This is a genomic window from Streptomyces sp. NPDC091272, assembly GCF_044757485.1.
In the GTDB taxonomy this organism is placed as follows: domain Bacteria; phylum Actinomycetota; class Actinomycetes; order Streptomycetales; family Streptomycetaceae; genus Streptomyces.
Genome location: NZ_JBIVVC010000001.1, coordinates 959,989 through 974,035, shown reverse-complemented (window position 1 = coordinate 974,035; position 14,047 = coordinate 959,989). Strand labels below are relative to the sequence as shown.

Genomic DNA, 14,047 nt, shown 5'->3' with positions numbered 1-14,047 from the left:
CAGGGCCACCGCTCCGTATGATTCTGCTCACTCCGCCCCGTACCGGGGCAACTTGGGTGCCTAAGGCACCTATTTCGGCGGGTCATGTCGTATCGTCTGTCCGTGCCGCCGTCGGCACTCTCCGGGCCGGCGTACGACCGTGTGAGGAGCACTCGTGACGCAGCAGGTATCGCCGTCGGCCGAGCCCGACCTGGCAGGAGTACGGAACTGCCGGGACGTGGGCGGCCTGCCGACCGAGGACGGTCGCACGGTGCGGCACGGACGGCTCTTCCGCAGCGGCCACCTGGCGCACGCCACCGCCGAGGACGCGGCGTTCCTGCGTTCACTGGGGCTTCACACCGTCTTCGACTTCCGCAATGCCGCGGACCAGGCGATGGAGGGGCCCGACATCGAGCTCGCCGGGGTGCGGAACGTGAACATCCCGCTCAGCGACCCGGCGGACGGCGCCGAGTTCTGGCGGATGGTGCGTGACGGCAACATCGACCAGCTGCGCGAGATCCTCGACGACGGCAAGGCCGCCGCCCGCATGAGCGGTTCGTACCGGCGGATGATCCTGGACCGCACGGCGGACCACAGCCGGGTCCTGCACGCCCTCGCCGAGGACAGCGTGCCCGCCCTGATGCACTGTGCGGCCGGCAAGGACCGGGCGGGCCTGGCGGTCGTGGTGACCCTCCTGGCGGTCGGCGTCGAGCGGGAGGCGATAGTCGCGGACTACGTCAAGTCGAACGACCCGCACCGCCGCTACAAGGTGCGCCGCAGCAGCAGCTCCCCGGAGGCGACGAACGAGGAGGTGATGGTTCTGCTCGCACCGCTCTTCGACGCCCGCGCCGACTACCTGGAGGCGGCCTTCGCCGCCATCGCGGACACGTGGGGCGACACCGAGACCTACCTGACGCAGGGCCTGAAGCTCACGCCGCAGACCCGCGAGGCACTGCGCGAGCGGCTCACCGCATAGCCCGCCCCTCCGGAACACGACCCGCCCCGCCCTGCCCGGGACACGACCCGCCCCCGGCCCTCCGGAACACAACTCGCCCCCGCCCCGCCGGGACACGGCGGCAAGCGGCCTCGCCCCGCCCTGCCGGGGCACGGCGCCGAGCGGCCCCGGCCGCCGTCCGAACCGCCTCAGCCCTTGCCCCCGAGGGTGAACAGCAGATAGACGAAGGCCGCGAAGACGTGGCCCACCGCGACGTACAGGAAGACCCGCAGCACCAGCCCGCGCGGCGCCCGGTCCTCGACGAAACCGAGCACACCGGGCCGGCCCGCCCCGTCGTTCCAGTCGGCCTTGCGGCCGGCGTCGTGCCTCTCGTCGCGGGCCGCCTCCTGTGCGGCCCGCGCGATCGCGGCCATCGCGGCGGTCTGGGACTCGCTGAGCTCCGGCATCTCATGACTCCTGGGGCAGGCAGAGCCCGGCGGCGGCGCTCTGCATCAGTGTGTGTACGAACAGCAGTTCGGCACCGGCCGACGTCACCGCGGTGATCCGGTGCGGGGTGAGCGAGTCGAAGTGGGCGCTGTCCCCCTCGTCCAGGAGGTGGACGCTCTCTCCCAGGACGAGCCGCAGCCGCCCTTCGAGGACGTACAGCCACTCCTCCCCCGGGTGTACGCGCACCAGATCGCTCTGCGCGGCGTGCGGCACGTGCACGCGCAGCGTCTGCATGGCCCGCCCGGGGCCCCCCGCCTGCCGGTAGGTCCAGCCGTCGGCCTCGACGGCGGTCATGTCTCCGGCGCGCAGTACGGCGTCCCGGTCACCGGGGCTCTCGCCCAGCAGGGCCGAGACGGTCGTACCGTAGACACGGGCGAGCGCCAGCAGCATCGGCAGCGAAGGCTGGCGTCTGCCGGTCTCCAGCCGGGACAGGTGCGCGGGCGAGAGCCCGGCCCGCCGGGCCGCGGCCTCCAGCGTGAGGCCGCTGCGGCGACGGAGTTCGCGCAGGTGGGGAGCGACCGCAGGCAGCTCGTCCGGAGAATTGCCCGAGCCGTCGGCCGCGTCTTCCAGGCGTGGCGTCATGCGTCCATTGACGCAGATGGTTTACCCCCGAGGCAAACTTCTTGCCTCAGAGGCAAAAACACATCAATCGGCCTCGCGCCCGCGCCCCGTCTGCTAGCGGTTCGCAACCGCCTGCTTCACCAGCGTCCTGCCGAAGTCCCACATCAGGCCGCCTCCGCTGTGCGCGTCGTCCATCACCGCGGTGAAGGCGTCGACGAACCGGTCGACCTCCTTCTCCCCCACCGTCAGCGGCGGGATCAGTTTGATCACTTCGAGGTGGTCGCCGGACACCTGGGTGAGGATGCGGTGCTTCTGGAGCAGCGGCACCACGACCATCTGGGCGAAGAGGCCCTTGCGGGCGGCCTGGAGCATGGTCCAGCGGCCGCGCAGCTTGAGGGACTGCGGACGGCCGAACTCGATGCCGATCATGAGCCCGCGCCCCCGCACGTCGTGCAGCAGCTCGTACCTGTCGATCAGCGCCGCCAGCCTGGTCCTCAGCAACTCACCGGTCCGCCGGGCGTTCGCGACGATCTGCTCGTCCTCCATCACCGACAGCACCGCGAGCCCGGCCGCCATCGCCTGTGCGTTGGAGCCGAAGCTGGCCGAGTGGACGAGCACCCGGTCCATCGACGAGTAGACCTTCTTGAAGATCCAGTCCTTGCCGAGGGTCGCCCCGACCGGTACGTATCCGCCCGACAGTGCCTTCGCGACGCACAGCAGGTCCGGCTCGACGCCCTCCTCGTGCTGGTACGCGTAGAAGTCCCCGGTCCGCCCCAGGCCGGTCTGCACCTCGTCGGCGATCAGCAGCGCCTTGTGCCGGTGCAGCAGCTCCTGGGCGGCCCGCAGGAATCCGGGCGGGCTCATCTGCACCCCCTTGCCCTGGATCGGCTCCACGACGAAGCCCGCGACGTCGCCGCGCCGCAACTCCCTTTCCAGAGCCTCCAGATCGCCCATCGCGATCGCCGTGTCGGGGAGCAGGGGAGCGAAGCCGTCCCGGAATCCGCTCTCGCCGTTGACCGAGAGCGCCCCGGTGGTCAGCCCGTGGAAGGCGTGCGCGCAGTACAGGATCCGTGGCCGGCCGGTCGCGTAGCGGGCGAACTTCAGGGCGGTCTCCACCGCCTCGGCCCCGCTGTTGCCGAAGAACACCCGGTCCAGGTGCGGACTGTGCGCGAGGAGCTTCTCCGCGAGCAGTCCGGGCAGCGGCTGGCAGTCGAAACGGGTCAGGTCCGCGAGCGAGGCGTCGAGCACGTCGTGCAGGGCCTTGCGTACGACGGGGTGGTGGCGGCCGAGCCCCATCACCCCGAACCCGGCCAGCATGTCCAGGTAGTCGTTGCCCTCGGCGTCCCAGAAGTACGCACCCTCGGCCCGCTCGTAGACCCGGTCGAAGCCGATGGTGTGCAGCATCCGCGGCAGTTGGTGATTGAGGTACCGGGTGTGCAGCTCGTACCGCTCCCCGCCGCGGGCGGCGAGCAGCCCCGCCAGGTCGAAGCCCTTGCGGTCCGAACTCCCGGTGGGGCCCGGGTCCTTGGGCGCGTCCTCCGCCATTGCGTCAACTCTCCTTCTGCACCGTGTGATGGGACCTGTACGGAGCCAGGGCGGCGCCGATGCGGCCCGCGATCTCGACGGGCGTGAGCCCGATGTCGGCCAGCACCTCCGCGCGCCTGGCATGCGCGAGGAACTGTTCCGGAATGCCGAACGTCCGCAGTGGCACGTCGACGTCGGCGTCCCGCAGCACCTGGCCGACCGCCGAACCCACCCCGGATGCGCGGGAGTTGTCCTCCACGACCGCGACCAGTGAATGCAGGGCGGCGAGCGGTGCGAGGGCCTGGTCGACGGGCTTCACCCAGCGCGGGTCGACGACGGTGCACCGTACGCCCCGCTCCTTGAGCAGCTCCGCCGTCTGCAGGCAGACTCCCGCCAGCGCCCCGACCGACACCAGCAGCACCTCGGGCTCCTCGTCCCGGTGCAGCACGTCCAGACCGCCGACCCTGCCGAGCGCCGGGTACTCGGGGCCCACCGTCTCCTTGGGGAAGCGCACCACGGTCGGGGCGTCGTCGACCGCCACCGCCTCCCGCAGCTGCGCCCGCAGCTGCGCGGCGTCGCGCGGTGCGGCGATCCGCAGGCCCGGCACCACCTGGAGGATCGACATGTCCCACATGCCGTTGTGCGAGGGTCCGTCGGTGCCGGTGACACCGGCCCGGTCGAGTACGAAGGTCACCCCGCACCTGTGCAGGGCGACATCCATCAGCACCTGGTCGAAGGCGCGGTTGAGGAAGGTCGCGTACACCGCGAACACCGGATGCAGGCCCCCGGTCGCCAGTCCCGCCGCCGACACCGCGCCGTGCTGCTCGGCGATGCCCACGTCCCACACCCGGCCGGGGTAGGCCTCGGCGAACTTGGTCAGCCCCACCGGATGCAGCATGGCCGCCGTCAGCGCCACCACGTCGGGGCGCTCCGCCCCGATCTTCACCATCTCGTCGCCGAAGACCGACGTCCACGAGGGTCCGCCGCCCGGCGTCAGCGGTTCGCAGGTCAACGGGTCCATCGCCGCCACCGCGTGGAAGCGGTCCGCCTCGTCCTGCTCGGCGAAGGCGTAGCCGCGGCCCTTCTCGGTGAGGCAGTGCACCAGTACGGGGCCGTGGAAGCGTTTCGCCCGGCGCAGCGCGGACTCCACGGCCGCCACGTCGTGTCCGTCGACGGGCGCGACGTACTTGAGCCCGAGGTCCTCGAACATGCCCTGCGGCGCGAAGGCGTCCTTGAACCCCTTCTTTGCGCCGTGCAGCGACTCGTACAGCGGCTGTCCGACCACCGGTGTGCGCTGGAGCAGTTCCTTTCCCCAGGACAGGAACCGCTCGTAGCCGTCGGTGGTCCGCAGTGTCGCCAGGTGGTCGGCGAGGCCGCCGATGGTCGGCGCGTACGACCGTTCGTTGTCGTTGACGACGATGATCAGCGGTCGGTCCTTGGCCGCGGCGATGTTGTTGAGCGCCTCCCAGGCCATGCCGCCGGTGAGCGCCCCGTCGCCGATGACCGCGACGACATGGTCGGGCAGTCCCCGTACCTGGTTGGCCTTGGCCAGCCCGTCCGCCCAGCCGAGCACGGTGGACGCGTGCGAGTTCTCGATGACGTCGTGCTCGGACTCCTCGCGCGACGGGTAGCCGGAGAGGCCGCCCTTGCCACGCAGCTTGGAGAAGTCCTGACGACCGGTCAACAGCTTGTGCACGTAGGACTGGTGGCCGGTGTCCCAGAGAATCCGGTCGACCGGTGAGTCGAAGACGCGGTGCAGTGCGACGGTCAGTTCCACCACACCCAGGTTCGGTCCGAGGTGGCCCCCGGTCCTGGCGACCGCCTGAATCAGGAACTGCCGGATCTCCCCGGCCAGTTCGACGAGCTCTTCTTCGTCCAGCGCCTTCAGGTCCCGTGGACCTCGGATACCTTCCAAGATCGCCACGTACGGCCCCCTCTCGGATTGCTGTTCGCCGGCCGCCGCCGACCGGGCCCGGACGCGCCGCGGGGTGCGGCGCGCCGCGAGCGGCCCGGCCGGCGGCACGGGGAGCCCCGGTGCTCCGGGGCTCCGGCGGCCCTCATCTCATCCGCGGTTGCCCGCCACGGTCTCCCGGGCCGCCCGGATCGACTCCTTGAGCGAGCCCATGGTGGCCAGGACGGCCGTCGGCTCGTACCCGCAGTGCGCCATGCAGTTCGCACACCTCGGGTCCTTGCCGCGTCCGTACTTCTCCCAGTCGGTCTCCTCGATGAGCTGCCGGTACGTGGGGACGTACCCGTCGCTCATCAGGTAGCAGGGGCGCTGCCAGCCGAACAGGGAGTAGTTCGGGATCGCCCACGCCGTGCACGGGAAGTCGGCCTTGCCCTCCAGGAAGTCCAGGAACAGCGGCGAGTGGTTCAGCCGCCACTTCCGCCGGTTGCCGCCGGCGAAGGACTTCTTGAAGAGCTCCCTGGTCTGCTCCACACCCAGGAAGTGCTCCTGGTCGGGAGCCTTCTCGTAGGCGTAGGCGGGCGAGATCATCATCTCGTCCACCTCCAGGTCGTCATTGAGGTAGTTCAGCACCTCGATGATGTTCTGGGGGGTGTCGGTGTTGAAGAAGGTCGAGTTGGTGGTGACCCGGAAGCCGCGCCGCTTGGCCTCCTTGATCGCCTCCACCGCCTCGTCGAAGACGCCTTCCTTCGCCACCGACTCGTCGTGCCGCTCGCGCAGCCCGTCGATGTGCACCGTGAAGGCGAAGTAGGGCGACGGCGTGAACTTCTCGATCTTCTTGCGCAGCAGCATGGCGTTCGTGCACAGGAAGACGTACTTCCTCTTCGCCACCAACTGACGCACGATCTCGTCGATCTGAGGGTGCATCAGTGGTTCGCCACCGGCGATGGAGACCATCGGGGCGCCCGATTCGAGCACCGCCCCCACGGCCTGCGCCACCGGCATGCGCTGCTTCAGCACCCCGGCCGGGTGCTGGATCTTCCCGCAGCCCTCGCACTTGAGGTTGCAGGCGAAAAGCGGTTCCAGCTCGACGATCAGCGGGAACTTGTCGCGTTTGCGGAGCTTCTGTTCGAAGAGATACGTCCCGACCCTGATGGTCTGACGAAGCGGCATTGCCATCTGGCTCACCTCCTGGGGAGCAACAAAGAACGGTGCCATTCATAGAACGCGGGCAGTACTTGGCGAAGCACGCGGAAAGCCGATATCCCGCCGCCGAGCGTGCCGAGCCGGACAAGTTCGTGCTCGGGTGCGTCCACCACCACCCGGACGGCGGCCACGGGCCGCGGCCCGGCCCGCAGCGCACCGGCGAGGGTGGCCGCGGACTCCATGTCCACGCCGATCGCGCCGGTGGCCCGCAGCGCGGCCCGCTCGGCCGCGCCGCGCACGACGTGGTCACTGCCGACGAGCGGCCCGGTGTGGACCACCCGCTCCGGCAGCGCCCTGGCCACCGCGTCGGCCAGCGGCTCCACGTCCGTACAGACGGTGGCGCCCCGGCTGTCGCGGGTCTCGGTGGCGACGATCAGGTCGCCGGGCCGCATCCCGGCGGCGAGCCCGGCGCAGAACCCGGACGCGATGACGGCCGCGTCCTTGGCGCCGCCCTCCTCGCCGAGCGTGCGCGCGACCGCGTAGTCGGCCGCCTCGGGACCCATTCCCGTACGGAGCACGAGGACGGGCCCCACCGCGCCGCGGCGGTCGCCGCCGCGCAGCGCGAGACGTTCGATGCCGAGCGCGCAGGCGATCAACAGCGGCCTGGTGGTACCGGGTTCAGCCGAACCCGGGGTTCGGGTCAATTCAGCCCCCTCAGCGGGCGTTGTGACGGCTCGGATCAGGACCTGGAGGTGGGGAACACGGGCTCCCCGTGGACGTACCGGCCGAGTGCGGTGAGCGGGAACACCTGCCGGTACAGGTGGTAGTTGATGGAGAAGTCCCAGGGGAACCCGGCGCCGGTGAAGTGCGGCTCGTCCCACGAACCGTCCGGCAGCTGGGTCCCGGCGAGCCAGGCGACGCCCCGCTCGGTGGCCTTGGATTCGCTCTCCCCCGCCGCGATCAGCGCGAGGAGCGCCCAGGCCGTCTGCGAGGCGGTGGACACCCCGTGCCCGGCCCAGCCGGCCTCCTTGTAGGAGCGCAGGTCCTCGCCCCAGCCGCCGTCGTCGTTCTGCACGGACTCCAGCCAGGTCACCGCCCGCCGGATCGCGGGGTGCGACCCGGGCAGTCCCGCGGCGGTGAGCGCGGGCACCACCGAGCCGGTGCCGTAGACGTAGTTGACGCCCCAGCGGCCGAACCAGGCGCCGTTGTCCTCCTGTTCGGCGAGCAGCCAGGTGATGCCGCGCCGGGTGCGCGGGTGGTGCGCCTTGCCCTCGACGGCCAGCATCTCCACCACGTGCGCGGTGACGTCGGCGGACGGTGGGTCGATGACCTCGCCGAAGTCGCAGAACGGCAGCCGGTTGGGGAACGCGCTGGTGTTGTCGGCGTCAAAGGCGCCCCAGGCGCCGTTCTTGGACTGCATCCCGAGGTTCCAGCGCACTCCGCGCGCGATGGCCCCCTCGGTCCGCCCCCGGTCCGGGTGGGCCACCCGGCGCAGCGCGAGGATGACCTCGGCGGTGTCGTCGATGTCGGGGTAGTTGTCGTTGCTGAACTCGAACGCCCAGCCGCCCGGCGGGAGTTCCGGCCTGCGCACCGCCCAGTCACCCGGCCGTACGATCTCCTCGGCGAGCATCCAGTCGGCGGCCTTGACCAGCGCCGGGTCGTCGGCGGGCACGCCCGCGTCGGCGAGCGCGATGGTGGCGAGGCAGGTGTCCCAGACCGGTGACTGACAGGCTTCGACCATCCGCGCCCCGTCCTCGCGCCACACCGCGAAGCGGTCCAGCGACTCCAGGCCGGCCCGCATCACCGGGTGTCCGAGGTCGTAGCCCAGCAGGTGCAGGGCGATCAGCGAGTACACGGCCGGTGGCTGGATGCCGCCCCAGCAGCCGTCGTTCTCCTGCCTCTCGACGATCCACCGGGCGGCTGCCTTCATCGCCGAGCGCCGCACGAGCGGCGGGGCGAACCGGTGGTAGAGGTGCAGTGCCTTGTCCAACCGCTGGAAGAGCCCGTCCCAACTGGTGGGAGGGGCGAGGCGCTTGGGCGGGTTGGGGCGGCGCGGGTCGGAGTGCAGCTCGTCGAGGGCGAAGGGTGCGGGCCGCACCGGCCGCTTCGCCGAGACCACCGTCAGCGGAACGATGGTCTGGCGTGCCCAGCACCCGAAGTCGTAGATGTTGAGCGGGAACCACTTGGGAAAGAAGATCAACTCGGGTGGCAGCTCGGGCAGGTCGTCCCACTTCCACCAGCCGAACAGCGCCAGCCAGATCCTGGTGAAGACCCGGCTCGCGGCGATTCCGCCGCGGGCGCGCACCCAGGTTGCGGCCCGGGTCATGTGTGCCTCGTCCGGGAGGTCCCCGGCCAGCCGCAGGGCCACGTAGGCCTCGACGGTGGCCGAGAGGTCGCCGGGACCGCCGTAGAAGGTGGCCCAGGTGCCGTCGGCGCGCTGCTCCCCGCGGATGAAGAGCGCCGCCGCCTGTACCGTCTTCTCGTCCTGGATGCCCAGGAACTGCCGGAGTAACAGGTCCTCGGCGTCCATGGTCACATTGGTTTCCAGGTCGCCCTTCCACCAGCCCTCGGCGTCCTGGCGGGCGAGCAGATTCGCCACCGCCAGGTCCGTGGCCCGCCGCGCGGCGGCCATGACGTCGGGCGCGTCGGTGGTGGCGGTGGTGGCGGTGTCGGTCTGGCTGGCCGCAGTCGTTCCGGGGTCCACGGTCCCGGAACCACCGTCGGTCGTCGCTGTCATGGTTTCCCCTCCGTGCAGTCGGACTATCTGCTGTGCTGGGGTTTCCGTCGCCAGGACCGCCGTGGGCGACGGTCCTGGCGGCGACTGCTGGGGCCCTGGGAGCTAGCCCCCAAAGAGGCCGGTCGTACGCCGGGTGGCCGTCACCGCTTCCGTACGACCACGAAGTCGGCGAGCGCGGTCAGCTGCGCCCGTACCTGTTCCGGCATGTCGACACCGTGCAGGGCCTCGATGGCGACCGCGTGCTGGCGGCGGGCCTCCTGGGTGGTCCACTCGCGTCCGCCGGCTTCCTCGATGAGGGCCGCCCTGGTGGCGAACTCCTCCTCGGAGAAGGTGTCGAAGTCGTGCGACTCGGCGTCCGCCGCGAGGAGTTCACCGAGCTTCTCGGAGGCCGGGCCGCCCGCGGCGAGCGCGGCGACGACCGGCAGCGACTTCTTGCGCTGGCGCAGGTCGCTCCAGGTCTGCTTGCCGGTGGAGTCCGGGTCGCCCCAGATGCCGAGCAGGTCGTCGACGGCCTGGAAGGCGAGGCCGAGGTGGTAGCCGTACGCCTCCAGGGTGTCGGCGGTCCTGTCGTCGGCGCCGCCGAGCACCGCGCCGATGGAGACGGCGCAGGCGAGGAGGGCGCCGGTCTTGTTGCCCTCCATCTCCAGGCACTCCTCGACGGTGACCCGGTCGCGGTGCTCGAAGGAGATGTCCTGTGCCTGGCCGTCGATCAGCTTCCTGGTGGCTGTGGTCAGCCGGCGGGTCGCACGGCCCGCCTCGACCGTGCCGATCTCCAGCAGGATCTCGTTGGCGAGCGCGAAGAGCGCGTCACCGACGAGGATGGCCTGGGCGGGGCCGTGCACCTTCCACACGGTGTCGCGGTGGCGGCGCTGCTCGTCGCCGTCCATCAGGTCGTCGTGCAGCAGCGAGAAGTTGTGCACGAGTTCCACGGCGACCGCGCCGGGCACCCCGACCTCGGGCGTCGCGCCCGCGGCCTCCGCGGACAGCAGGGCGAGCGCGGGGCGGACGGCCTTGCCGCCGTCGCCGTCGGCGGGACGGCCCTGGGCGTCGATCCACCCGAAGTGGTAGGCCGCGACGGTGTCCATGGGCGGCGCGAGCCGGTCCACGGCGGCACGCAGCACCGGGGCGGACATGTCCCTGCCGCGCTCCAACAGCGCAGCGATGTCCACGGTGTCGACAGCCGGGTTCGCCGGGGTCACAGGCTCTCCTCTTGTTCCAGTGCTGATGCTCATGCCGCCTCCAGTGGCGGAATCTCATAGGGCCTGCCGAGGGTGGAGAGCGCTGCCTGTGCGGCGCCGAGGCCGCTGAGCACGGCGCTCTCCATGGTCGCGGGCCACCCGGTGTCGGTCCACGCGCCGGCCAGGTAGAGGCCGGATGCCCGGGTGCGGGTGCCGGGGCGCAGCCGTCCGACGCCGGGGGCGGGGGCGAACGTCGCGGTCCGCTCCCGGGTGACGAAGAAGTCCCGTACCTCGGCGCCACGGGTGGCGGGCAGCAGCCGCTCCAGCTCGGGGAGGTAACGCTCCCTCAGCTCGGCGACCGGCAGGTCGATCTCGTCGGCGGCGTCCGACTGGGACAGCGCCAGGTACTGCCCGCCGCCGGTCAGCCCGGACGCCTCGGTCCGGTCGAAGACCCACTGCACGGGGGTGCCGAGGGCGGCGAAGAAGGGCTTGCGCAGGACCTTGCGGTCGTACACGACGTGCACGTTGAGGATCGGCGAGACGCCGATCTCCAGCAGCCGGTCGGGCTCGTCGAGCGCACCCTTGGGCAGCAGGCCGTGCGTCTCCTTCTGCGGTACGGCGAGGACGACGGCGTCGGCGGTGATCAGCTCGCCGCCCGCGTCGACGACCCAGCTGCCGCTGTTGGTACGGGACAAGGAGTCGGCCTTGGTGCGCAGTTCGGTGCGCACCCCCGCCGAGTCGAGTGCCTTGCGGGCCAGGGTGTCGTGCAGTTCGCCCAGCGGCACGTGGGCCCAGCCGATGTCGGCGGCGCCCGGCGCGGAGAGCAGTCCCGTCCTGAAGACCTTGGCTGCGAGCCCGAGTGAGGCCTGCGGGGCCCGCACATTGAGCGTGGCGACCCCGACCAGGTCCCAGAGCGCCTCGATCGTACGGGCCGACTGTCCGTGCTTCGCGAGCCAGGTCGCGAAGTCGGTGTCGTCCAGCGCGGGATCGGCGGGGTCGAGGCTGCCCAGTGCCAGCGCGGCCCGCCCCACGGACGCCCGTTCGGCGAGGGACAGGTGCGGATACGTGGCGAGACTGGCGGCCAGGTGCAGCGGCACGGGCAGCGCGGTGCGCCGCAGCCGTCCGAGCCGACGGCCGTGCGGAGCGGCGGCGTCCAGCACGGGGACGTCCAGCCGGCGCTGCAGCGGCGCCAGCGCGGCGCCGTCGATCCGCTCCAGGAACCACCGGTAGGCGGCGCAGCAGCGCAGATAGACGTGCTGGCCGTTGTCCACGGTGAGTTCACCGCGCCGGAAGGAGAACGCGAGTCCGCCGAGCCGGGGCCGTCCTTCGAGCAGGGTGACGCGCACGCCGGCGCCCGCGAGTTCGAGCGCGGCGGTGACCCCGGCGAGGCCGCCGCCGACCACGACCGCGGTGGGCCCGGGGGTGTCGGAGGTGCGGGCGGGCGGCATGGTGCCGTGCGTCATGCGCCCTCCCCCGAACCGTCCGTGCTGCGGGCCCGTCGGGCCGTCGCAGTCAGGGACGCGTCAGACCACCGCGGGGTTGCGCACCGTCGCGACGAATCGCACGCCCGCGGCCGGTTCCACGGCTCGCCCGGCCACGTCCCTCGCGGGCCGCACAACTCGCCACGGGTGTGCGACGAATCCGACGGTTTCACGTGAAACGCTCTTCCTGCCCCCTTCAAGGACGCCTCCTGGCGCTCTGCCGGGAGATGTGCCGCGCGTCGAGGCCGGAGAGTCCGCGCACGGCGACGTACGCCTTCTCGCGTCCCGGCAGCGAGACCCGGCCACGCAGGACCGCCTCGGGGTCACGCTCGATGCGGTCCAGGAGCCTGCGGTAGATGCCCGCCATGGCGGCGACGCAGGCACCGCTGCGCCGGTCGAGGTGCGGCAGCAGCCGGTAGCCCTCGGCGAACAGTGCGCGGGCGCGCCGCACCTCGAAGTGCACGAGGCCCGCGAAGTCCGAGCCGGGCGGCGGGGTGGAGCCGTGGAAGCCTTCCGCACAGCCGAACTTGGCGAGATCCTCGGCCGGCAGATACGTACGCCCGTTGCCCGCGTCCTCACGGACGTCCCGCAGGATGTTGGTGAGCTGCAGGGCGAGCCCGAGCGTATCGGCGTACTCGGGGGCGCGGGCCGCGTCCCGTGCGCCGGACGGTGTGCCGAACACGCCCAGCGAGAGCCGCCCGATGGCGCCCGCGACGCACCGGCAGTACACCTTCAGGTCGTCCCAGGTCTCGTAGGTCGCCTCGTGGACGTCCATCAGGACACCGTCGATCAGCTCGTCGAGCCCGCCGAGCGGGATCGGGAAGCGGCGGGCCGCGTCGGTGAGGGCGACGGCCACCGGGTCGGTGTCGTCCTCCTCGACGTCACCCGCGCTGATCCGGGCGAGCAGCGCCCGGGTCTCCCCGAGCCGCTTCTCCTTGACGTCGGGCGGCAGCATGCCGTCGCCGATGTCGTCCACGCGCCGGGAGAAGGCGTAGAGCGCGGACATCGCGTTGCGCTTGTCGGTGGGCAGCAGCCGGATGCCGTACGCGAAGTTGCGCGCCTGCTGTCCGGTCACCGCCTCGCAGTAGCTGTACGCGGCGAGTACCGGTGCGGACCTCTCTTCGAGTCCCTCCACGGTCCGGCTCACCCCTCTCTTCGCAGAGTCGCTCCCACTTCGCGCAGCAGACTGAGCTTGGTGGGCTTGGGCGGTCCAGGGAGTACGTCGAATCCGGCGGCGTGTACCGCCTTGAGGGCGGCGCGGCCACCGGCGACGAAACCGGCCAGCAGAAGCTTCAGTCTGCCGTGCACGCTACCCACGAGCGGGGTGCCTTCATTCAGGAGAAGTGAGGCGCGTTCTGCTTCGAAGGCGATCAGGGAGCGCACCGAGGAGTTGGCGCTCGGCGCGGCGAGGTCCTGCTCGGACACGCGGAAGCGCGCCATGTCCTCGGCCGGGAGGTAGATGCGGTCCCGGCCCAGGTCCTCCGCCACGTCCTGGAGGTGCTCCACGATCTGCAGGGCGGTGCAGACGGCGTCGGAGCGCCGGACGCGTTCGGGGCTGGTGGTGCCGGTGAGGGCCAGGACGAGGCGGCCGACGGGGTTGGCCGACTTCTCGCAGTAGCCGAGGAGCTCCTCGTAGGTGGCGTAGCGGCTCACCGTCTGGTCCTGCCGGTTGGCCTCGATCAGCCCGAGGAACGGCTCGGGGGTGAGGGCGCGGCGGCGCACGACCGGCTGGAGGGCGGCGAGCAGCGGGTGCCTGGGGGTGCCGTCGAAGACCCGGTGCAGGTCGGTCTCGAAGGCGTCCAGCATGGCGAGCCTGTCGTCGCCCTGTGCCGGATCGAGCCCGAGGTGTACGGCGTCCCCGCCGCCGGGCGCGAGGTCCCCGTCACCGATGTCGTCGACCAGGCGGGCGTACCCGTACACCGCCATCAGGTCGTCGCGCCAGGCGCGGGGCAGGAAGAAGGGCGCCACGGGGAAGTTCTCGTCCGCGGCCTTGTCGAGGGTGGTGCGCGCGGGGGCGCCGGGGCGCACGTCCCGGACCGAGGTCATCGCCGACCGCCCTCCACGAGGACGGCGAGAGCGTCTCGGAGCTGGAGA

At 71.6% G+C, this 14,047-nt stretch carries 12 protein-coding genes; 1 reads left to right on the top strand and 11 read right to left on the bottom strand.

The genetic code is table 11. From position 1 onward, the window contains the following. The first annotated feature begins 154 nt into the window (after positions 1 to 154). A complete protein-coding gene (locus ACIQM4_RS03965) occupies positions 155 to 955 on the top strand; it encodes a tyrosine-protein phosphatase (protein WP_401585556.1) in 801 nt (266 codons plus the stop codon). Between the two features lie 167 nt (positions 956 to 1,122). On the opposite strand, the gene ACIQM4_RS03960 is transcribed toward ACIQM4_RS03965, so the two are convergent. The 11 genes from ACIQM4_RS03960 to hpnC form a co-directional block, all read right to left on the bottom strand. Beyond that, positions 1,123 to 1,380 carry a DUF6126 family protein gene (locus ACIQM4_RS03960; RefSeq protein WP_401585553.1) on the bottom strand — a complete coding sequence of 86 codons (258 nt, stop codon included), beginning with the start codon at positions 1,378 to 1,380 and terminating at the stop codon, positions 1,123 to 1,125. Position 1,381: 1 nt separating this feature from the next. Continuing rightward, positions 1,382 to 2,002, bottom strand: coding sequence for a helix-turn-helix domain-containing protein (locus tag ACIQM4_RS03955; RefSeq protein ID WP_401585551.1), 621 nt, complete (start codon positions 2,000 to 2,002; stop codon positions 1,382 to 1,384). Positions 2,003 to 2,095: 93 nt separating this feature from the next. Beyond that, positions 2,096 to 3,526 (bottom strand): aspartate aminotransferase family protein, encoded by a 1,431-nt coding sequence (locus tag ACIQM4_RS03950; RefSeq protein WP_401585549.1) that lies wholly within the window; start codon positions 3,524 to 3,526, stop codon positions 2,096 to 2,098. A 4-nt stretch (positions 3,527 to 3,530) separates the two neighbouring features. Then, a complete protein-coding gene (gene dxs / locus ACIQM4_RS03945) occupies positions 3,531 to 5,429 on the bottom strand; it encodes a 1-deoxy-D-xylulose-5-phosphate synthase (protein ID WP_401585546.1) in 1,899 nt (632 codons plus the stop codon). Positions 5,430 to 5,567: 138 nt separating this feature from the next. Beyond that, entirely contained in the window at positions 5,568 to 6,590 is a 1,023-nt protein-coding gene (gene hpnH, locus ACIQM4_RS03940; RefSeq protein WP_401585544.1) for an adenosyl-hopene transferase HpnH, read from the bottom strand. 5 nt (positions 6,591 to 6,595) lie between these two features. Continuing rightward, positions 6,596 to 7,261 carry a 1-hydroxy-2-methyl-2-butenyl 4-diphosphate reductase gene (locus tag ACIQM4_RS03935; RefSeq protein ID WP_401585542.1) on the bottom strand — a complete coding sequence of 222 codons (666 nt, stop codon included), beginning with the start codon at positions 7,259 to 7,261 and terminating at the stop codon, positions 6,596 to 6,598. A gap of 35 nt (positions 7,262 to 7,296) precedes the next feature. Beyond that, positions 7,297 to 9,294: a squalene--hopene cyclase gene (gene shc, locus ACIQM4_RS03930; protein WP_401585539.1), complete on the bottom strand. Its 1,998-nt coding sequence runs from the start codon at positions 9,292 to 9,294 to the stop codon at positions 7,297 to 7,299. Between the two features lie 140 nt (positions 9,295 to 9,434). Further along, entirely contained in the window at positions 9,435 to 10,526 is a 1,092-nt protein-coding gene (locus tag ACIQM4_RS03925) for a polyprenyl synthetase family protein (RefSeq protein ID WP_401585536.1), read from the bottom strand. Then, positions 10,523 to 11,935, bottom strand: coding sequence for a hydroxysqualene dehydroxylase HpnE (hpnE, locus tag ACIQM4_RS03920; protein WP_401585533.1), 1,413 nt, complete (start codon positions 11,933 to 11,935; stop codon positions 10,523 to 10,525). Before hpnE ends, ACIQM4_RS03925 begins: the two co-directional genes overlap by 4 nt. A gap of 214 nt (positions 11,936 to 12,149) precedes the next feature. Next, positions 12,150 to 13,100, bottom strand: coding sequence for a presqualene diphosphate synthase HpnD (hpnD, locus tag ACIQM4_RS03915; RefSeq protein WP_401585530.1), 951 nt, complete (start codon positions 13,098 to 13,100; stop codon positions 12,150 to 12,152). Beyond that, positions 13,097 to 13,999 carry a squalene synthase HpnC gene (gene hpnC / locus ACIQM4_RS03910; RefSeq protein ID WP_401585528.1) on the bottom strand — a complete coding sequence of 301 codons (903 nt, stop codon included), beginning with the start codon at positions 13,997 to 13,999 and terminating at the stop codon, positions 13,097 to 13,099. Before hpnC ends, hpnD begins: the two co-directional genes overlap by 4 nt. Positions 14,000 to 14,047 lie beyond the last annotated feature (48 nt).

Excerpts from the sequence above, each read along its gene's own strand:
- ACIQM4_RS03960 (WP_401585553.1), bottom strand. The coding sequence starts at position 1,380 with ATGCCGGAGCTCAGCGAGTCCCAGACCGCCGCGATGGCCGCGATCGCG.
- ACIQM4_RS03955 (WP_401585551.1), bottom strand. The coding sequence starts at position 2,002 with ATGACGCCACGCCTGGAAGACGCGGCCGACGGCTCGGGCAATTCTCCG.
- hpnH (WP_401585544.1), bottom strand. The coding sequence starts at position 6,590 with ATGGCAATGCCGCTTCGTCAGACCATCAGGGTCGGGACGTATCTCTTC.
- hpnC (WP_401585528.1), bottom strand. The coding sequence starts at position 13,999 with ATGACCTCGGTCCGGGACGTGCGCCCCGGCGCCCCCGCGCGCACCACC.
- ACIQM4_RS03925 (WP_401585536.1), bottom strand. The coding sequence starts at position 10,526 with ATGAGCATCAGCACTGGAACAAGAGGAGAGCCTGTGACCCCGGCGAAC.
- ACIQM4_RS03950 (WP_401585549.1), bottom strand. The coding sequence starts at position 3,526 with ATGGCGGAGGACGCGCCCAAGGACCCGGGCCCCACCGGGAGTTCGGAC.
- hpnE (WP_401585533.1), bottom strand. The coding sequence starts at position 11,935 with ATGACGCACGGCACCATGCCGCCCGCCCGCACCTCCGACACCCCCGGG.
- shc (WP_401585539.1), bottom strand. The coding sequence starts at position 9,294 with ATGACAGCGACGACCGACGGTGGTTCCGGGACCGTGGACCCCGGAACG.